The following is an 18,322-nucleotide window of genomic DNA, read 5'->3' on the forward strand; positions in this document are numbered from 1 at the left end:
GACGGGATCCGATCGGTCGGCGGCGCTTTCCGACGTCTTCCGGGTTGCCGATTCGAGCGGCCGGCCCGGGCATTGCCGGACCGTGCTGCGCCCAACTCGGCTGCGCTTCCCGGGAACTGGCGGCTGAGCTGTGTCGTTGCGCCGTTCCGCACCCGCGTATACGGTGTGAACATGCCTAATGTGGACAGCGTATACACCGCCTGACCATGCGGGGCTGACGGCTCGTCACATCGACACCCAAGGGAGACAAAAGTGTCCACGGTAGACTCCAGCTCGGCCGCGGAAGGGGCCGAGGTCACGGCGGCGAACGCCGCGGAGACCACCGGAGATCCCCGCCGGTGGAAGGCTCTCGGCCTGCTCGCCGGGCTCCAGTTCATGATCCTGCTGGACATGACCATCGTGAACGTGGCGCTGCCGAAGATCCAGCAGTCGCTGGGCTTCTCGCAGTCCGGTCTGGCCTGGGTGGTCAACGGCTACCTGCTGATGGCGGGCGGCCTGCTGCTGCTCGGCGGCCGGCTCGCCGACTTCTACGGGCGCCGCAAGCTGCTGCTCACCGGCGTGGCGATCTTCACCCTCGCCTCCGCGGTCTGCGGCGCGTCCACCAACCAGGGCATGATGATCGCCGGCCGGTTCGGCCAGGGACTCGCCGAGGCGATCGCCGCCCCGGCCTCGCTCGGCCTGCTGGCGCTGCTGTTCACCGACCCCAAGGAGCGCGCCAAGGCGCTCGGCATCTGGGGCGGCCTGGCCGCGCTGGCCGGCACCCTCGGCTACGTGCTCTCCGGCGTGCTGACCGACCTCGGCGGCTGGCGCTGGATCTTCTACATCAACCTGCCGGTCGCCCTGGTCGTCCTGCTGCTGCTGCCGCGGATGATCGAGGAGAGCCGGATGGTGCGCGACGCCTCCACCGGGCTCGACGCGGGCGGCGCGGTCACCTCCACGCTCGGCCTGTTCGGCGTGGTCTTCGGTCTGCTGCAGGCCGCCGACCACCCGTGGGGATCGGCCCGCGTGGTCGTGCCGCTGGTCCTGGGCGTCGTCCTGCTGCTGGCCATGCTGGTCATCGAACGGCGGGTGCGGGACCCGCTGATCCCGCTGCAGTTCTTCGCCAACCGCACCCGGTCGGTGATCAACCTGACCTCGCTGTTCTACATGTCCTCGTTCATCTCGTACACCTTCATGCTCACCCTGTTCGAACAGGAGGTGCTGAAGTACTCGCCGCTCCAGGGCGGTCTGGCCTGGCTGCCGATGAGCGTCGGCATCGGCGTCGGCATCGGCGCGGGCACCGCGCTCTCGCAGAAGGTCGGCATCAAGGCGGTGGTCGGCGTCGGCTTCATCGGCGCGGGCGTCGGCCTGTTCCTGACCAGCAACCTGGACGTGCACTCCTCGTACGCCGGCGGGATCCTGCCCGGCATGCTGGTGTTCGGCCTGTTCGCCGGCGCGACCATGCCCGCGGCCACCAACGCCGCGCTGCACGGCGTCACCACGCAGGACTCCGGCCTCGCCTCCGGCGTGCAGGCGACCATGCAGCAGGTCGGCTCCGCGCTCGGCCTGGCCACGCTCGTCACGCTGGCCTTCCGGCACGCCAAGAGCGCCCTGCTGGACGGCACCGCGCCGGACGTCGCGTTCACCTCCGGCTACACGCTGGCCTTCCGGATCGGCTCCGTGCTGATGCTGATCGGCGGCCTGCTGGTGCTCGCCCTGTTCGAAAAGGTCGACCCGACCCCGCGCAACCCGATGGCGGAGATGGTCGCGGACAAGACCGCCTGACCGGGCCGTCCCGCACCGTCGAACACCCTCTGGAGGGAGAAACCGCATGGCTGCCACCGAGAAGCCCGCACAGGCGCTCGACGCCACCTTCACCGCACCGATCGAGGTCGGCGGCACCTACCCGACCTACCTGACCCTGCCCGCCGCGGCCGACCTGCTCGGCACCCGCCGCGCGGTCAAGGTCTCCGGCACCATCGACGGCGTCCCCTTCGCCGCCACCCTGATGCCCTCCGGGCAGGGGCCGCACTGGCTGCCCATCCGGGCCGCCCTGCGGAAGCAGATCGGCAAGGAGGCGGGCGTCGAGGTCACCGTCCACCTCCAGGCGCGCCACTCCTGACCGCCCGTCGCGAAGGCTGACCGTCGCGACGGTCGACCGCAGTGAAGGCGGCCCGGCGGGGCCGCCTTCACTGCCCAGCAAGCCGGGATATTCCGGCCCGTTCGGCGGGACGCCAGGATGGGACCGGAAATCTCCGTGCAGCACCGCATGCATGACACGCCATTACTCAGTACCACTCAGCGACAATGGGAGTTACCGTGGGCAAGGCATTCGTCATCCGCTATGAAATGCGCCCGGAGACCGCCGACGAGAACCAGAAGCTGGTCGAGAACGTATTCGCCGAACTCTCCGCGAACAACCCCGAGGGCGTGCGGTACGCCTCCTTCCGGCTGGACGACGGGGTGACGTTCGTCCACGTCGGCATGGTCGACGAGGGCGTCAACGCACTGGCCGAGACCGCGGCGTTCCAGGAGTTCCAGAAGACCTTCGGCGAGCGCGCCGCGGGGAAGCCGGACGTCACCGGCGGGACGCTGCTCGGCGCGTACGGGTTCGACAAGTGATCGTCGGATTCGACACGGCCGCCCGGGCCTGGTCCGAGCGACCGGGCCCGGGCGTCGTCGAACTGCCGCCCCTGCGCGGGCGGCTGTCTTTCGGCGAGGCCGAACTCGCCGCCGCCGCCCGTGACTTCGGCAACCGGGTGCACCGCCGGCCGGGCGCCGTGCTGCGGCCGGGGGAGTCCGCCGACGTGGCGGCGATCGTCCGGTTCGGACGGCAGACCGGGCTGCCCGTGGTGCCCCGCGGCGCCGGGCACGCCGCGGACGGGCAGGCGCAGACCCGGGGCGGCATCGTCGTCGACCTGACCGCGCTGACCGCCGTGCACGCGCTCGGCGCCGACCGGCTGACGGTCGACGCCGGCGCCCGCTGGTCCACCGTGGTGAACGCCGCCCTGCGGATCGGCCTGGTGCCGCCGGTGCTGCCGGACTACCTGGAGCTGACCGTCGGCGGCCTGCTGTCGGCCGGCGGCCTGGGCGGCGCCAGCCACCGCCACGGAGCCGCCGCCGACCAGGTCATGGAACTAGAAGTCGTCACTCCCGAGGGCGAGTTGACCACCTGCTCGGCAGACCTCCGGAGCGGGCTCTTCGACGCGGTGCGCGGCACCCAGGGCGAGCACGGCATCATCACCCGCGCCACCCTGACCCTCGTCCCCGCCCCGCACTCCGGCCGCCGCTACCTGCTCACCCACCGCGAACTCGGCCCCTTCCTCGCCGACCAGCTGCGGCTGATGGCCGACCGCCGCTTCGACCACGCGATCGGCCAGGCCCGCCACACCGACGCCGACGGCTGGACCTACACCATCGACGCGCTCGCCGCCTACGACCCGCCCGGCGCCCCCGACGACACCGCCCTGCTGGCCGGCCTCGGCCACGTCGAGGTCCAGGCCCAGGACCTGACCTACCGCGAATTCCTCTACCGGGTCGCCCCGTTCGAGGCCCACCTGCGCGACCTGGGCTCCTGGCAGGACCACCCCCACCCGCGCTGCAACGTCCTGCTCCCCGGCCGCCACGCCGAGGCGATCATCGCCGACACCCTGGCCGACATCACCGCCGACGACCTCGGCCTCGGCGGCAGCGTCCTCCTCTACCCCGCCCCCACCCGCCTGCTGCGCGCCCCCGCCATGCCGGCCACCGCCGACCCGGTGACCTGGCTCTTCGGCCTCCAGCGCACCGCCCCGCCGAAGGACCCGGAGGCGGTCGACCGCATGGTCCGGGCCAACGACGTCCTGCGCGCCACCGTCCGCCGGCTCGGGGGAGCGGACTACACGTATCCGACGGCGTACCACCGCTCGCTGCACCGAGCCGCCGGGTAGCGCCCGGTACGGCATCAAGTAGCTGTCCCCGTAAGGGGATTGAACGATCAAGCCGAAGAGGTGGACGTCCGGCGGAGGTTCCGGGAAAGGCCCCGCGGCCGGCGCCGGCCGCGCCATCATGGTGCCCATGACCGCCGCCCAGGATGCACTCTGGAACGAGAACGTCGGCGCCGCGGACTACGCCGCGGGCAACGAGAAGTACCGGGAGGCGATCCTCGCCCAGTACCAGATCTGCGTGGAGATGGCCGACCGGGTCAGCGCCCGCCGCAACCTGACCAACACCTTCTTCCTGTCGCTCAACACCGCCGTGGTGGCCGTCCTCGGCGGGACCGCCCCCGACGGGCTGGACAAGGTCTCCGTGTGGGTGCTGGCCTCCGGGCTGGTGATCGTGCTGACCCAGTGCCTGACCTGGTTCGTCACCGTCCGCTCGTACCGGCAGCTCAACCGGGCCAAGTACGAGGTGATCGGCGTACTCGAGGAACGCCTGCCCGCCTACGCGTACTCGAAGGCCGAATGGGGCGCCCTCGGCGAGGGCCGCGACTGGCGGCAGTACATCCCGCTGACGTACGTCGAGCAGTGGGTGCCGTTGATCTTCGGCGCCGCCTACCTCCTCGGCTTCGCCGCGCTGGCGTTCTGACGATCCGTCAGCCGTTCTGCGGATGCGGACGGCGATCCCCGCGGATACGATCAGCCGGGTCCGCGAGTCCGCGGGGGGTGCGGTGCGGCGGGAGGATCGGGCGATGACGGCAGTGGCGGTGACCGGGCACATGGACCTGACCGAGCGGACCGTGCACCTGGTGCGTGACGCCCTCGCCGAGCTGCTCCGCGACCTCCCGGACGGTCCACCGGTCGGGATCTCCTGCCTCGCACCCGGCGCCGACACCGTCTTCGCGGACGCCGTCCTGGCGTGCGGCGGCACACTGGTGGCCGTCATCCCGTCCCGCGACTACCGGGCCGCCGAAGTCCGGCCGGACCACGCCGCCGACTTCGACCGACTGCTCACCGCGGCCGACCGGACCGTCGTCATGCCCTTCGACACCGCCGGCACTCCCGCCTACGACGCGGCCAACGCCGAACTCGTCGAACGCGCCGAGCTGCTGGTGGCGGTCTGGGACAGCTCGCTGCCGACCGGCAAGGGCGGCGGAACGGCCGACACCGTGGACGCCGCCCGCCGGGCCGGCGTTCCGGTCCGGGTGGTCTGGCCGGCCGGCTCGGCCCGCAGCAGCGACACCCGCTGACCGCGTCCGTCGTCCCCGCCGGCCTTCGGATCCGCGCCCGCCCCTCGACCGGATGCGCCCGCCCGTCGATCGGTTGCGCTCGCACCCGGACCGAGGCGGTCGGCCCGCTCCGCGCCGGTCAGCCTGCTCCGTGTCGGTCAGCCTGCGTCGTGCCGGTCGTCGAGGTGCTGGAGCTGGGCGCGGGCGCGCTCCTGGTCCTCGCCGGGCAGGGCCTCCCAGAACGGGTGCGCCCACACGGCCTGGGCGGCCCGCTGCTCGGCCGCCAGCAGGCGGCGGTTCTCGGCCTTCTGCTCCTCGCTCCAGCCCTCCCCGCCCGGTACCGCCTCGTCCTTCAGGACCATCTCCGGCTGGGGTTCCGTCCACTCGGGGACGGAGGCGAGAAACGCGGACCGCGCGGCGCGGGCGGCAGCCAGGGTGCGCTGGGCCGCGGCGAGGTCGTCGGGAAAGTCGAAGGTCTTCTTCGTGCTCACAGGTTCGCATCGTAGGCCCGGCCGCCGGTGATCCGGCCGCGGCCCGCCGCCCGCGGCGCCACGGGGTTGTGCGCGACAGGCCGGTCGGCCGGCCGGAGCCAGGTCAAGGGAGGGGCTGCGGGACGTCAATTCTCCGTATGGTGACCATAGTTGACGGTGCGTCGAATACCTACGCATGGTGGCTCCTTTGCACCGTTGCGCCGACGTGTTTCCTTGTGAAGTTCTCGCGATCGGGGAGTGGGCGGGGGTTCGCCGGGACAAGGATCGAGCCGACCCCATCGTTCCGGTGATCCCTGGAGGACCACGTGCGCAAGAGGTTGATCGCTTCCGCTGCCAGTGCCCTGATCCTGTTCCTGACCGTCCCCGCCTCGGCCTCCGGCTTCCATCCGGGTGCGGACGGCCTGGGGGACCCGTACTACGCCACCCTCGGCAACGGCGGGTACCGCGTCTCGCACTACGACATCCGGTTGAAGTACCAGCCCGCCACCGACGAGCTGGAGGGCACCACGACCGTCCTGGCCACGACCACCGAGAACCTCTCCCGGTTCAACCTCGACTTCGCGCTGAACGTCACCGAGGTCCAGGTCAACGGGCGGCCCGCGACCTTCGCCACCAGCGGGGACCAGGAACTGGAGATCACCCCGGCCCGGCCGCTGCCGAAGGGGACCGACGTCACCGTGGTGGTGCGCTACCGGGACGTGCCGTCGACCGTGGAGAAGTACGGCGGCTACACCGCCTGGCGCCGCACCCCGGACGGCGCGGTGGTGGCCGGCGAGCCCGTCGCGGCCGGCTGGTGGTTCCCGAGCAACGACCACCCGAGCAACAAGGCGACCTTCGACGTCTCGGTCCTGGTGCCGGACGGCACCCAGGTGATCAGCAACGGGGTGCTGAGCGGCACCAACTCGCAGGCGGGCTGGACGCGTTACAACTGGCGCGAGAACAAGCCGCAGGCCACCTACCTGGCGACCCTGGCCATCGGAAAGTTCGACATCACCCGGGACACCACGGCCGGCGGACTGCCGATCTACAACGCCTACAGCAAGGACCTCGGGGACAACGCGGGCGCGGCCCGGGCGAGCGTGGAGCGCACCGGCGAGGTGGTCGACTGGCTGAGCGGCTACTTCGGCCCGTACCCGTTCAGCTCGGTCGGCGGCTTCGTGCCCAACGTCCCGACCAGCGGCGCCCTGGAGACCCAGACCCGGGTCTTCTACGGACCCGAACGGTTCGCCTGGGGAGCCAACACGTCGATCGTCGTGCACGAGCTGGCCCACCAGTGGTACGGCGACAGCGTCTCGCTCTCCCGCTGGAGCGACATCTGGTTGAACGAAGGCTTCGCCCAGTACGCGCAGTTCCTCTGGTCCGAGCACGAGAACGAGGGCACCGCGCAGGAGCTGGCCGACTACATCTACGCCCGCTACCCGGCCGACGACCCGTTCTGGACGGTCAAGCCGGGCGACCCGGGAGACGAGAACCAGTTCTCCGCCGCGGTCTACCAGCGCGGCGCGGTCGCCCTCCAGGCGCTGCGCAACACCGTCGGGGACCAGACGTTCTTCCGCATCCTGAAGGGCTGGCCCACCGAGCGCCGCTACGGCAACGCCACCGTCCAGGACTTCCAGGCGTACGCGGAGAAGATCTCCGGCCGCAAGCTCGGCGACCTGCTGAACACCTGGCTGTTCACCCCCGCCAAGCCCGCCGTCGGACCGGTGCCGAACGGCGCCGCGGCCGCCGCCCGGGGCGACGGGCGGACGCCGGTGGAGCCGAAGTCCTGGAAGAAGATCCAGGAGTCCGACTCCCTGCACACGGACTGGAAGTGACGTTCCGTCAGTGACGGCCGGGCGGCCCCCGCGCGTACGGCGGGGGCCGCCCGGCCTGTGCGGGCGCTCAGCCCGGGCGGTGGGCGACGGCCGCGAACATCGTCACCGAGAGGTGGAACGCGCCCCGGTCGGCGGCGGCCGTGAGGTCGGCGTACAGCCGGTCGCGCTGCTCCTCGGAGATCAGGCCCCGGGTCAGGGCCGTGCCGGCCAGGCCGTGCACGATCGGCCGGCTGACGGCGCGGGGGTCTTGCAGGAGGACGTCGGCGCCGGTCCGGTCGACGCTCAGGCCCGCGTCGGCGAGCCACTGGGTGAGGCGGCGTCCGGCGTCCGGGGTGGCGGCGGTGCCCCGGGCGACGGTGGCCAGCGCGGGCAGGACCGCAGGGTCCACGGGGTGCAGCAGGAAGGTGGTCCAGTCGGTGTCGAGCAGCGCGACCCGGCCGCCCGGCCGCAGCACCCGGGCGATCTCGGCGACGGCCCGCGCCGGTTCGGACAGGTGCTGGAGGACGCGTTCGCACCGGACGACGTCCAGGCCCGCGTCGGGAAAGGGCAGGGCGAGCGCGTCACCGTCCACGAAGCGGGCCCGGCTACCGGCCTCCGCGGCCCGCCGCTCCGCGTCGGCCCGCAGGCCGGGATGGGGATCCACGCCGGTCGCGGAGCCGTCCGGGCCGACGTCCTCGGCGAGCACCTGGGTCTCCGAGCCGGTGCCGGACCCGACGTCCAGCGCCCGCTCGCCGGACGCCGCGGCGAGACCCGCGCGGGCCCACGCGCGCAGCCGGCGCACGCCGGTGTTGGCGGCCTGGGCGTCCAGCGCGGCGATCAGCCGGCCGGTGACCGCCGGGTCGGTGTTGGCGGCGTGGAAGGCCGACGTGGGATGCCGATCGGTCATGGCTCCACTGTAGGCAGCGCTGCGGCCGCTCCCGCCGAGGCGGCACCGTGCGGCGGGGTGACGGGGCGTCGGGCTTCGGGGTGCGGCGGGGTGGCAGCGTGGCGCGATCTGACGGTGGGTCAGAGCGTCTCGGCGTCGATGACGAAGCGGTAGCGCACATCGCCCGCCAGCACCCGCGCGTACGCGTCGTTGACCTGTTCGGCGGGGATCGTCTCGATCTCGGCGACCACGCCGTGCTCGGCGCAGAAGTCCAGCATCTCCTGGGTCTCGGCGATGCCGCCGATGCTCGAACTGCTCAGGCTGCGCCGATCGCCGACCAGGGCGCGGAGGTCGACGGGCAGCGCCTCCTCGGGGAGGCCCAGGTTGACCAGGGTTCCGTCGGTGCGCAGCAGGGAGAAGAAGGCGGGGTGGTCGAGCGGGGCGGAGACGGTGTTGAGGATCAGGTCGAAGCTTCCTGCGAGCTGCTCGAAGGTGGCCGGGTCGGCGGTGGCGCGGTAGTGGTCGGCGCCCAGCCGCAGGCCGTCGTCCTTCTTGCGCAGCGACTGCGACAGCACGGTCACCTCGGCGCCGAGTGCGTGTGCGAGCTTCACGGCGAGGTGGCCGAGTCCGCCGAGTCCGACGACGGCGACCTTCTTGCCCGGGCCGATGTTCCAGTGCCGCAGCGGCGAGTAGGTGGTGATGCCCGCGCACAGCAGGGGGGCGGCGGCGTCGAGCGGGAGGGCGTCCGGGATGCGCACGACGTAGTTCCGGTCGACGACGATCTTCTGTGCCAAGCCGCCGTAGGTGATCCGGCCGTCCCGGCCGACGGCGTTGTACGTCCACACCGGGCCGTCGGCGCAGTACTGCTCCAGCCCGGCCCGGCAGTTCTCGCACACCCGGCAGGAGTCGACCATGCAGCCGACGCCGACCCGGTCGCCGACCGCGAACCCGCTCACCCCGGGGCCGACTTCGGCGACGACCCCGGTGATCTCGTGCCCCGGGACCATCGGGAAGGAGGCCGCGCCCCAGCCCTCGCGGACCTGGTGGATGTCGGTGTGGCAGATGCCGACGAAGGCGATGTCGATCAGCACGTCGTGCTCGCCGACCGGGCGGCGCTCGACGAGCGTGCGCTCCAGCGGGGCCTTGGCAGCGGGTGCGGCGTAGGCGGTGACGGTGATCATGGGGGTTCGTTCCCTTCGATTCGGATCGCTTCGGTGGGCCTGCGACGCTCGGGGACGATCCGGGCGGTCCCTGCGGGCGGACACGGCGGCTCCCCGGAGAAGACATCCGGTACACCTGTACGACACCGCGGCTGCGGGCCGTCCGCAACGTGGCGCGGTGGAGGGCGGCTCCCGGGCGGTCGGATCCGGCCCGCGCACGGATGCCCTGGACTTACTAGGACGTCCAACTATATGGTCGACGACAGGTCCGCGGTGTCAGGGAAGCCGGTGTGAGTCCGGCACGGTCCCGCCACTGTGACCGGGGAGTCCGTCTTCGCAGATGAAGGCCACTGGCAGCCAGCCGGGAAGGCCGGGAGGCGGGCGTCGATCCGGGAGTCAGGATACCGGCCGCGGGTGTTCCGTGTTTTCCACGAGGATGGAGACGACACGCCATGACCCCGGGCTGCTCCCGTACCGCCACCACCCCGAGCCGTCCCCCGTCGAAGTCCGTTGGGGCCACAGCGCACTGACGGCGTGTCAGGCCGCCGCGTCCGTGCGGCGACCCCGCCGCCGTGCGCCCACCCGGCGCCGGCGGTCTCCACTCCTCCTCTCCGCACCACCCCGGATGAGAGAAGGAACCAATGGTCCGAGAACTGACCCACTACATCGCCGGCAAGCGGGTCGCCGGCGCCTCCGGCCGCTTCGGCGACGTCTACGACCCGAACACCGGCCGCGTGCAGGCGCGGGTGCCGCTGGCGAGCCGGGCCGAGGTCGAGGCCGTGATCGCCGACGCGGCCCAGGCGCAGCCCGAGTGGGCCGCCTGGAACCCGCAGCGGCGGGCCCGGGTCATGCTGCGCTTCCTGCAGCTCGTCGAGCAGGAGAAGGACGACCTCGCCCGGTTGCTGTCCGGCGAGCACGGCAAGACCGTCGCCGACGCCCACGGCGATCTCCAACGCGGCCTGGAGGTCGTCGAGTTCGCCGCCGGCATCCCGCACCTGCTGAAGGGCGAGTTCACCGACAACGCCGGCACCGGCATCGACGTGTACTCGATGCGCCAGCCGCTCGGCGTGGTCGCCGGCATCACCCCGTTCAACTTCCCCGCGATGATCCCGCTGTGGAAGGCCGCGCCCGCCCTGGCCTGCGGCAACGCCTTCGTCCTCAAGCCGTCCGAGCGCGACCCCTCGGTGCCGCTGCGCCTGGCGGAGCTGTTCCTGGAGGCGGGCCTGCCGCCGGGCGTGCTGAACGTGGTCAACGGCGACAAGGAGGCCGTCGACACGCTGCTGGAGGACCCGCGGGTGCAGGCGGTCGGCTTTGTCGGCTCCACCCCGATCGCCCAGTACGTCTATGCCACCGCCGCCGCCCACGGCAAGCGGGCGCAGTGCTTCGGCGGGGCGAAGAACCACCTGGTCGTGATGCCGGACGCCGACCTCGACCAGGCCGCGGACGCGCTGATCGGGGCCGGCTACGGCTCGGCCGGGGAGCGCTGCATGGCGATCTCGGTCGCCGTCCCGGTGGGGGAGGAGACCGCGGACGCCCTGGTGGCCAAGCTGGTCGAGCGGATCGCCGCGCTGAAGGTCGGCCGGTCGGACGACCCGGCGGCGGACTTCGGCCCGCTGGTCGGCCGCGACGCGGTGGAGCGGGTCCGCGGGCACCTGGCCGGCGGAGTCGCCGAGGGCGCCGAACTCGTGGTCGACGGAAGGGACTTCAGTCTGGACGGGCACGAGGACGGGTTCTTCCTCGGGGCCTCCCTCTTCGACCGGGTCACCTCGGACATGCGGATCCACCGCGAGGAGATCTTCGGCCCCGTCCTGCTCGTGGTCCGGGCCGCCGACTACGAGGAGGCGCTGCGCCTGCCGAGCGAGCACGAGTTCGGCAATGGCGTGGCGATCTTCACCCGGGACGGCGACACCGCCCGCGACTTCGCCCGCCGGGTGAACACCGGCATGGTCGGGGTGAACGTCCCCATCCCGGTCCCGGTCGCCTACCACACCTTCGGCGGCTGGAAGCGCTCCGCGTTCGGCGACCTCAACCAGCACGGCCCGGACGCGATCCGCTTCTACACCCGTACCCGGACCGTCACCTCGCGCTGGCCCTCCGGGGTCAAGGAGGGCGCGAGCTTCACCCTCCCGACGATGGGATGAGCGCCGTGTACGACCTCACCGAGGAGCAGCGGGCGATCGCCGACACGGTGGGCGCCTTCGCGGACGAGCACCTCGCCCCGCACGCCGTGGACTGGGACCGCGACAAGCACTTCCCGGTCGACGTCCTGCGCAAGGCCGCCGGCCTCGGCCTCGGCGGCGTCTACGTGCGCGAGGACGTCGGTGGCTCCGGACTCGCGCGGCTGGACGGCGTGGTGGCCTTCGAGGCGCTGGCCACCGGCTGCCCGTCGATCGCCGCCTACCTGTCCATCCACAACATGGTGGCCTGGACGGTCGACCGGCACGGGGACGAGGACCAGCGCTCCCGCTGGCTGCCCCGGCTCTGCACCGCCGAGCACCTCGCCAGCTACTGCCTGACCGAACCGGGCGCCGGCTCCGACGCCGCGGCGATCACCACCAGGGCCGTCCGCGACGGCGGCCACTGGGTGCTCGACGGCGTCAAACAGTTCATCTCGGGCGCGGGCGCCGCCCAGGTCTACCTGGTGATGGCACGGACCGGCGGGCCCGGCCCCAGGGGCGTCTCGGCGTTCCTGGTGGACCGGGACGACGCGGGCCTGTCCTTCGGCGCCGACGAGCGGAAGATGGGCTGGAATGCCCAGCCCACCCGGCAGGTCCGGCTGGACGGCGTCCGGCTGCCCGCCGACCGCCTGCTGGGCGCCGAGGGCGGCGGGTTCCGGATCGCCATGGCCGGGCTCGACGGCGGCCGACTCGGCATCGCCGCCTGCTCCCTCGGCGGCGCGCGGACCGCACTCGAACGGGCCCTCGCCCACCTCGGCGACCGCGAGGCGTTCGGGGCCCGCCTGCTGCACGCCCAGGCGCTCCAGTTCCGCCTCGCCGACATGGCCACCGAACTGGAGGCCGCCCGCGCTCTGCTGCACCGGGCCGCCGCCGCCGTGGACCGGGCCGACCCGCGCGCCCCCGAACTGTGCGCCATGGCCAAGCGGCTCGCCACCGACAGCGGGTTCGAGATCGCCAACCAGGCCCTCCAACTGCACGGCGGCTACGGCTACCTCGCCGACTACGGCATCGAGAAGATCGTCCGCGACCTGAGGGTGCACCAGATCCTGGAAGGGACCAACGAGATCATGCGCGTCATCGTCGCCCGCGGCCTGACCGGAGCCGCCTGATGACCGGCACCGGCACCGAGGAGGTGCTCCTGCAGCGCGAAGGCCGGGCCGGGCTGATCGTCCTCAACCGCCCCAAGGCCCTCAACGCCCTCACCCACGCCATGGTGCGCAGGATCGCCGACGCCCTGGACGCGTGGGAGCAGGACGACCGGATCGCCACCGTCGTGGTCTCCGGCGCCGGCGGCCGGGCCTTCTGCGCGGGCGGCGACATCGTCGCGATCCACCGGGCCGCGACCGGCGGCGACCCCGGCGCGGTCGAGGACTTCTGGCGCGACGAGTACCGGCTGAACGCCCGGATCGCCCGCTACTCCAAGCCCTACGTCGCCGTCATGAGCGGCATCGTGATGGGCGGCGGCGTCGGCGTATCCGCCCACGGCAGCGCCCGGATCGTCACCGAGACCACCCGCATCGCCATGCCGGAGACGGGGATCGGCTTCGTCCCGGACGTGGGCGGCACCTACCTGCTGGCCCACGCCCCCGGCGAACTCGGCACCCACCTGGCCCTCACCGCGGGCTCGGCCGGGGCCGGAGACGCCCGACTGTGCGGCCTGGCCGACCACTTCGTGCCCACCGAACGGCTGCCCGCACTGCTCGACGACCTCGCCGGGCTGCCCGTGCGCGACGCCCTCGCCCGGCACGTCGCGCCCGCGCCGCCCGCCGACCTGGAACGGCAGCGGGAGTGGATCGACCACTGCTACGCCGCGGGCACCGCGGAGGAGATCCTCCGCCGGCTGCGGGCCTGCGGCGAACCCGCCGCCCGGCAGGCCGCCGACCGCATCGCGGCCAACTCGCCGACCGCCGTGAAGGCAACCCTGGCGGCCCTGCGCCGGGCCCGCGCCCTCGGCCCGCTGGAGGCGGTCCTCGACCAGGAGTACCGCACCTCCTGCGCGGCTCTGACCGCACCGGACCTGGCCGAGGGCATCCGGGCCCAGGTCATCGACAAGGACCGCTCCCCGCAGTGGAATCCGGCCACCCTGGAGGCCGTCACCCCGAGCGCGGTGGCCCGCTACTTCACTCCGCTCGGCGAGCGTGAACTCGGCCTCGCCGCCCGTACCCCCCTGGAGCGCCGGTGACCCACGAGATCGCCTTCGTCGGACTGGGCAACATGGGCGGCCCGATGGCCGCCAACCTGGCTGCGGCCGGGCACCGGGTGACCGGCTACGACCTCGCCGGAACGGCCCGTACCCGGGCCGCGGAGCGCGGGGTGGCGACCGCCGGCTCGGCGGCCGAGGCGGTCGCCGGGGCCGACCTGGTGGTCACCATGCTGCCGGCCGGGCAGCATGTCCTGGACGCCTACCGGGAGTTGACCTCCGCCGCAGCCCCCGGCGCGCTGTTCGTCGACTGCTCCACCATCGCGGTCGGGGATGCCCGGTCCGCCGCCGAGCTGGCCCGGGCCGCCGGGCACCGCGCCGTCGACGCGCCGGTCTCCGGCGGCGTGGCCGGCGCCGAGGCGGCGGGCCTGACCTTCATGGTGGGCGCGGAGGACGCCGACTTCGCCGCCGTGCAGCCGGTGCTGGCGGCGATGGGCCGCCGGATCGTCCACTGCGGGGGCTCCGGCGCCGGGCAGGCCGCCAAGATCTGCAACAACATGATCCTCGGCGTCTCCATGATCGCGGTCGGCGAGGCGTTCGTCCTCGGGGAGAGCCTCGGCCTCGGTCACCAGGCCCTGTTCGACGTCGCGTCCGCGGCGTCCGGGCAGTGCTGGGCGCTCACCAGCAACTGCCCGGTGCCCGGCCCTGTTCCCGCCAGCCCCGCCAATCGGGACTACGCCGCAGGCTTCGCCGCCGCGCTGATGGCCAAGGACCTCGGGCTCGCCGCCGACGCCGCCACCGCCTCCGCCGTCCCGGCCGAACTGGGCCGCCGGGCCGCCGAGTTGTTCGCCGACTTCGCCCGGGGCGAGGCCGCCGGGCTGGACTTCTCCGCCATCATTCGCACACTTCGAAAGGACCCCGCGTGAGGTACGAGACGATCCGGAGCGAGCGCAGGGGCCGGGTGGGGTTGATCACGCTCGACCGACCGAAGGCCCTGAACGCCCTCAACACCCTGCTGATGACCGAAGTCGTCGCTGCGGCGACGGCCTTCGACCGCGACCCGGAGATCGGCTGTCTGGTCGTCACCGGATCGGAGCGGGCCTTCGCGGCCGGAGCCGACATCAAGGAGATGCGGTCGCTCACCTTTGTCGATGCCTACCTCGACGACTGGTTCGCTGCCTGGGACCGGTTCGGGGCGCTGCGGAAACCGGTCGTCGCCGCGGTCGCGGGGTACGCGCTGGGCGGCGGGTGCGAGTTGGCGATGCTGTGCGACGTCCTGCTGGCGGCGGACAGCGCGAAGTTCGGCCAGCCGGAGATCACGCTTGGCGTCATTCCCGGCATCGGCGGGTCGCAGCGGCTCACCCGGGCGGTCGGCAAGGCCAAGGCGATGGAACTGTGCCTCACCGGCCGAACGATGGACGCCGAGGAGGCCGAGCGGGCCGGCCTGGTCTCCCGGATCGTCCCCGCCGATGATCTGTTGACCGAGGCCCTCACCACTGCCGAGACGATCGCGGCGATGTCCGCCCCGGCGGCGATCATGCTGAAGGAGAGTGTCGGCCGCGCCTTCGAAACCACCCTGGCCGAGGGCGTGCGATTCGAACGACGGCTCTTCCACGCGGCCTTCGCCACCGCCGACCAGAAGGAGGGCATGGCGGCGTTCGCCGAGAAGCGGGCGCCGTCCTTCACCCATCGCTGACCTGCGGACAGGGCTCCGCGCCCGCACCACGGAAGGCTCCCCCGGTGGGGGCGCGGAAGCCCGGCACATCTCAGGATGCGGACAGTTTGGCGATTCGCTGCCCGGAGGCCGAGGAGTTGGCCGTAGTCTGACCGGTGCAGCTGGTTCGCCCTGTCCGCCAGGCAGGCGCGTCGCAAGAGGGAACCCGGTGGGAATCCGGGACTGCCCCGCAGCGGTGAGTGGGAACGACCGCCGTCATACGCACTGGACCCGGAGGGTCTGGGAAGCGACGGCCAGTAGGTGCCCGGGAGTCGAACTCCCCGGGCGAGCCCGCGAGTCCGAAGACCTGCCCGCTGTCCGTCCGCGACCGTTCGTGGGCGGCTTTCCGGTGACCTCGTGGGCGGGTCGGCGTGCATACCGGGCGGAGCCGTGTCGGCGTCCGTCCGGTTCGGCATCCCTTCGCGCTCTCGTCCAGTCCCGGGCATCCGAGGAGACAGACTCGCGAAGGAGAGTCCCTTGACCACGAAGTCCGTAGCCGCGGCAACCGCCCACGGATATCCCCGCCAGGGCGGCAACCGGCAGCTGAAGAAGGCCGTCGAGGGCTACTGGAAGGGCGCGGTGAGCGCCGAAGCCCTGCTGGCCGCCGCCGCCGACCTGCGCCGCGCCAACTGGACGCAGCTCGTCGAGGCGGGCGTCCAGGAGCTGCCCACCGGCGACTTCTCGCTGTACGACCACGTGCTCGACACCACGGTCGCCGTCGGCGCGATCCCGCCCCGGCACCGGGCCGCGGTGGACGCCGACCCGCTGGCCGGGTACTTCGCCATGGCGCGCGGCACCCAGGACCTCGCACCGCTCGAAATGACCAAGTGGTTCGACACCAACTACCACTACCTGGTACCCGAGTTGGGGCCGGACACGGTGTTCGCCGCCAATCCCGCCAAGGCCGTCGGCGAGCTGAGGGAGGCCCTCGCGCTCGGTCACCGGGCCCGCCCGGTGCTGGTCGGCCCGATCACCTACCTGCTGCTCGCCAAGCCCGCACCCGGCGTGTCCGCCGACTTCGAGCCGCTCACCCTGCTGGACCGCCTGTTGCCGGTGTACGCGCAACTGCTGGCCGACCTGCGGGCGGCCGGCGCGGCGTGGGTACAGCTCGACGAGCCCGCGCTCGTCCAGGACCGCACCCCGGCCGAGCTGAACTCCGCCGCCCGCGCCTACCGCGAGCTCGGCGCGCTGACGGACCGTCCGAAGCTGCTGGTCGCCTCCTACTTCGACCGGCTCGGCGCGGCCCTGCCGGTGCTCGCCAAGGCCCCCGTCGAGGGCCTGGCGCTGGACTTCACCGGCCCCGCGGCCGCCAACCTGGACGACCTCGCAGCGGTCGGCGGCCTGCCCGGCAAGCGCCTGGTCGCCGGGGTCGTCGACGGTCGCAACATCTGGATCAACGACCTGGAGAAGTCGCTCGCCACCCTGGGCACCCTGCTCGGCTTCGCCGACACCGTCGACGTCGCCCCCTCCTGCTCACTGCTGCACGTCCCACTGGACGCCGACGCCGAGCGGGACGTCGACCCGCAGATCCACCGCTGGCTGGCCTTCGCCAAGCAGAAAGCGGCCGAGGTGGCGCTGCTTGCCCGCGGCCTGCGCGAGGGCGCCTCCGCCATCGCCGCCGACCTGGCCGCGAACCGGGCCGATCTCGCCTCGCGCGCCACCTCGCCCATCACCCGTGACCCGGCCGTCCGGGCCCGGGTCGCCGGTGTCACCGAGGCCGACGCCCGCCGGGCCGAGGCGTACCCGCAGCGTGCCCGAGCACAGCGCATCCGGCTCGGCCTTCCGCTGTTGCCCACCACCACCATCGGCTCCTTTCCGCAGACCACCGAACTGCGGGTGGCCCGGGCCGATCTGACGGCCGGCCGGATCGACGCCGCCGCCTACCGCGAGCGGATGCAGGACGAGGTCCGCGAGGTGATCGCGTACCAGGAGAAGGCCGGGTTGGACGTGCTGGTGCACGGCGAGCCCGAACGCAACGACATGGTGCAGTACTTCGCCGAGCAGCTCACCGGCTACCTGGCCACCCGGCACGGCTGGGTGCAGTCGTACGGCACCCGGTACGTGCGGCCGCCGGTGCTGGCCGGCGACCTCTCCCGGCCGCACCCGATGACCGTCGAGTGGTACGCGTACGCGCAGAGCCTGACGGACCGTCCGGTCAAGGGCATGCTGACCGGGCCGGTGACCATGCTGGCCTGGTCGTTCGTCCGCGACGACCAGCCGCTCGCCGACACCGCACGGCAGGTGGCGCTGGCGCTGCGGGACGAGGTCACGGACCTGGAGGCGGCGGGCGCGGCGGTCATCCAGGTCGACGAACCCGCCCTGCGCGAGACCCTGCCGCTGCGTGCCGCCGACCGTCCGGCCTACCTGGACTGGGCCACCGAGGCCTTCCGGGTCGCCACGTCCGGTGTCCGCGCCGACACCCAGATCCACACCCACATGTGCTACGCCGAGTTCGGAGCCGTCATGGCGGCGATCGACGACCTCGACGCCGACGTGATCTCGCTGGAGGCCACTCGCTCGCACATGGAGGTGGCCGGAGAACTCGCCGAGGCCGGGTACCCGCGTGAGGTCGGCCCCGGCGTGTGGGACATCCACTCACCGCGCGTGCCGTCCACCGAGGAAGCCCTCGAGCTGCTGCGAGCCGGACTGGAGGCGATCCCGGCCGAACGCCTGTGGGTCAACCCGGACTGCGGTCTGAAGACCCGGGGCTGGAGCGAGACCCGCGCGTCGCTCGACAGCCTTGTCGGAGCTGCCCGCCGACTGCGGGAGGAACTCGCCGGCTGAACCGCCGGCGGTGGGAAGGGCGGGTGCGGCCGGTGGGCCGCGCCCGCTCCGG

16 protein-coding genes and 2 riboswitches are annotated in these 18,322 nt (G+C 72.8%); of the genes, 13 read left to right on the forward strand and 3 right to left on the reverse strand.

Features of this window, described 5'->3' with window-relative positions:
- The first annotated feature begins 252 nt into the window (after nt 1–252).
- The 6 genes from ACIQF6_RS23820 to ACIQF6_RS23845 all read left to right on the forward strand — a co-directional run bounded on the left by ACIQF6_RS23820 (nt 253) and on the right by ACIQF6_RS23845 (nt 5,146).
- Nucleotides 253–1,764: an MFS transporter gene (locus tag ACIQF6_RS23820; protein WP_400898182.1), complete on the forward strand. Its 1,512-nt coding sequence runs from the start codon at nt 253–255 to the stop codon at nt 1,762–1,764.
- Nucleotides 1,765–1,810: 46 nt separating this feature from the next.
- Complete coding sequence (locus ACIQF6_RS23825; RefSeq protein WP_400898184.1) at nt 1,811–2,101, forward strand: DUF1905 domain-containing protein; 291 nt, start codon at nt 1,811–1,813, stop codon at nt 2,099–2,101.
- A 197-nt stretch (nt 2,102–2,298) separates the two neighbouring features.
- Nucleotides 2,299–2,601 (forward strand): hypothetical protein, encoded by a 303-nt coding sequence (locus ACIQF6_RS23830; protein ID WP_400898186.1) that lies wholly within the window; start codon nt 2,299–2,301, stop codon nt 2,599–2,601.
- Nucleotides 2,598–3,908: an FAD-binding protein gene (locus ACIQF6_RS23835; protein WP_400898188.1), complete on the forward strand. Its 1,311-nt coding sequence runs from the start codon at nt 2,598–2,600 to the stop codon at nt 3,906–3,908. The genes ACIQF6_RS23830 and ACIQF6_RS23835 overlap by 4 nt, the downstream gene beginning before the upstream one ends.
- Nucleotides 3,909–4,035: 127 nt before the next feature.
- Nucleotides 4,036–4,545 carry a hypothetical protein gene (locus ACIQF6_RS23840; RefSeq protein WP_400898190.1) on the forward strand — a complete coding sequence of 170 codons (510 nt, stop codon included), beginning with the start codon at nt 4,036–4,038 and terminating at the stop codon, nt 4,543–4,545.
- Between the two features lie 103 nt (nt 4,546–4,648).
- Entirely contained in the window at nt 4,649–5,146 is a 498-nt protein-coding gene (locus ACIQF6_RS23845) for a hypothetical protein (RefSeq protein ID WP_400898192.1), read from the forward strand.
- A gap of 137 nt (nt 5,147–5,283) precedes the next feature.
- Here ACIQF6_RS23845 and ACIQF6_RS23850 read toward each other — a convergent pair whose 3' ends face one another.
- Complete coding sequence (locus ACIQF6_RS23850; RefSeq protein ID WP_400898194.1) at nt 5,284–5,616, reverse strand: hypothetical protein; 333 nt, start codon at nt 5,614–5,616, stop codon at nt 5,284–5,286.
- A 305-nt stretch (nt 5,617–5,921) separates the two neighbouring features.
- Between ACIQF6_RS23850 and ACIQF6_RS23855 the strand changes: the two genes are divergently transcribed.
- A complete protein-coding gene (locus ACIQF6_RS23855; protein WP_400898196.1) occupies nt 5,922–7,430 on the forward strand; it encodes a M1 family metallopeptidase in 1,509 nt (502 codons plus the stop codon).
- 67 nt (nt 7,431–7,497) lie between these two features.
- Here the strand turns inward: ACIQF6_RS23855 and ACIQF6_RS23860 are convergent, their stop codons facing one another.
- Entirely contained in the window at nt 7,498–8,316 is an 819-nt protein-coding gene (locus ACIQF6_RS23860) for a methyltransferase domain-containing protein (protein WP_400898198.1), read from the reverse strand.
- A gap of 119 nt (nt 8,317–8,435) precedes the next feature.
- Complete coding sequence (locus ACIQF6_RS23865; protein WP_400898200.1) at nt 8,436–9,476, reverse strand: NAD(P)-dependent alcohol dehydrogenase; 1,041 nt, start codon at nt 9,474–9,476, stop codon at nt 8,436–8,438.
- Between the two features lie 215 nt (nt 9,477–9,691).
- A riboswitch (cobalamin riboswitch) is annotated at nt 9,692–9,883 on the forward strand.
- Between the two features lie 213 nt (nt 9,884–10,096).
- On the opposite strand from ACIQF6_RS23865, the gene ACIQF6_RS23870 reads away from it, so the two are divergent.
- The 6 genes from ACIQF6_RS23870 to metE all read left to right on the forward strand — a co-directional run bounded on the left by ACIQF6_RS23870 (nt 10,097) and on the right by metE (nt 18,270).
- Nucleotides 10,097–11,596 carry a CoA-acylating methylmalonate-semialdehyde dehydrogenase gene (locus ACIQF6_RS23870; RefSeq protein WP_400898202.1) on the forward strand — a complete coding sequence of 500 codons (1,500 nt, stop codon included), beginning with the start codon at nt 10,097–10,099 and terminating at the stop codon, nt 11,594–11,596.
- Nucleotides 11,593–12,741 (forward strand): acyl-CoA dehydrogenase family protein, encoded by a 1,149-nt coding sequence (locus ACIQF6_RS23875; protein WP_400898204.1) that lies wholly within the window; start codon nt 11,593–11,595, stop codon nt 12,739–12,741. Before ACIQF6_RS23870 ends, ACIQF6_RS23875 begins: the two co-directional genes overlap by 4 nt.
- Nucleotides 12,741–13,814 (forward strand): enoyl-CoA hydratase/isomerase family protein, encoded by a 1,074-nt coding sequence (locus ACIQF6_RS23880; RefSeq protein ID WP_400898206.1) that lies wholly within the window; start codon nt 12,741–12,743, stop codon nt 13,812–13,814. Before ACIQF6_RS23875 ends, ACIQF6_RS23880 begins: the two co-directional genes overlap by 1 nt.
- Nucleotides 13,811–14,698, forward strand: a complete 888-nt coding sequence (gene mmsB, locus ACIQF6_RS23885; RefSeq protein ID WP_400898208.1) for a 3-hydroxyisobutyrate dehydrogenase — start codon at nt 13,811–13,813, stop codon at nt 14,696–14,698. The genes ACIQF6_RS23880 and mmsB overlap by 4 nt, the downstream gene beginning before the upstream one ends.
- Nucleotides 14,695–15,468 (forward strand): enoyl-CoA hydratase, encoded by a 774-nt coding sequence (locus ACIQF6_RS23890; protein WP_400898210.1) that lies wholly within the window; start codon nt 14,695–14,697, stop codon nt 15,466–15,468. The genes mmsB and ACIQF6_RS23890 overlap by 4 nt, the downstream gene beginning before the upstream one ends.
- Nucleotides 15,469–15,592: 124 nt before the next feature.
- Nucleotides 15,593–15,816: riboswitch (cobalamin riboswitch) on the forward strand.
- A gap of 147 nt (nt 15,817–15,963) precedes the next feature.
- Nucleotides 15,964–18,270: a 5-methyltetrahydropteroyltriglutamate--homocysteine S-methyltransferase gene (metE, locus tag ACIQF6_RS23895; protein WP_400898212.1), complete on the forward strand. Its 2,307-nt coding sequence runs from the start codon at nt 15,964–15,966 to the stop codon at nt 18,268–18,270.
- Nucleotides 18,271–18,322 lie beyond the last annotated feature (52 nt).

Origin of the sequence: Kitasatospora sp. NPDC092948 (assembly GCF_044754805.1) — a bacterium.
In the GTDB taxonomy this organism is placed as follows: Bacteria; Actinomycetota; Actinomycetes; order Streptomycetales; family Streptomycetaceae; genus Kitasatospora.

Bases quoted from the DNA above. Each gene is read 5' to 3' on its own strand.
- ACIQF6_RS23880 (WP_400898206.1), top strand. From the start codon at position 12,741: ATGACCGGCACCGGCACCGAGGAGGTGCTCCTGCAGCGCGAAGGCCGG.
- ACIQF6_RS23875 (WP_400898204.1), top strand. From the start codon at position 11,593: ATGAGCGCCGTGTACGACCTCACCGAGGAGCAGCGGGCGATCGCCGAC.
- ACIQF6_RS23865 (WP_400898200.1), bottom strand. From the start codon at position 9,476: ATGATCACCGTCACCGCCTACGCCGCACCCGCTGCCAAGGCCCCGCTG.
- ACIQF6_RS23870 (WP_400898202.1), top strand. From the start codon at position 10,097: ATGGTCCGAGAACTGACCCACTACATCGCCGGCAAGCGGGTCGCCGGC.
- ACIQF6_RS23845 (WP_400898192.1), top strand. From the start codon at position 4,649: ATGACGGCAGTGGCGGTGACCGGGCACATGGACCTGACCGAGCGGACC.
- ACIQF6_RS23860 (WP_400898198.1), bottom strand. From the start codon at position 8,316: ATGACCGATCGGCATCCCACGTCGGCCTTCCACGCCGCCAACACCGAC.
- ACIQF6_RS23825 (WP_400898184.1), top strand. From the start codon at position 1,811: ATGGCTGCCACCGAGAAGCCCGCACAGGCGCTCGACGCCACCTTCACC.
- ACIQF6_RS23840 (WP_400898190.1), top strand. From the start codon at position 4,036: ATGACCGCCGCCCAGGATGCACTCTGGAACGAGAACGTCGGCGCCGCG.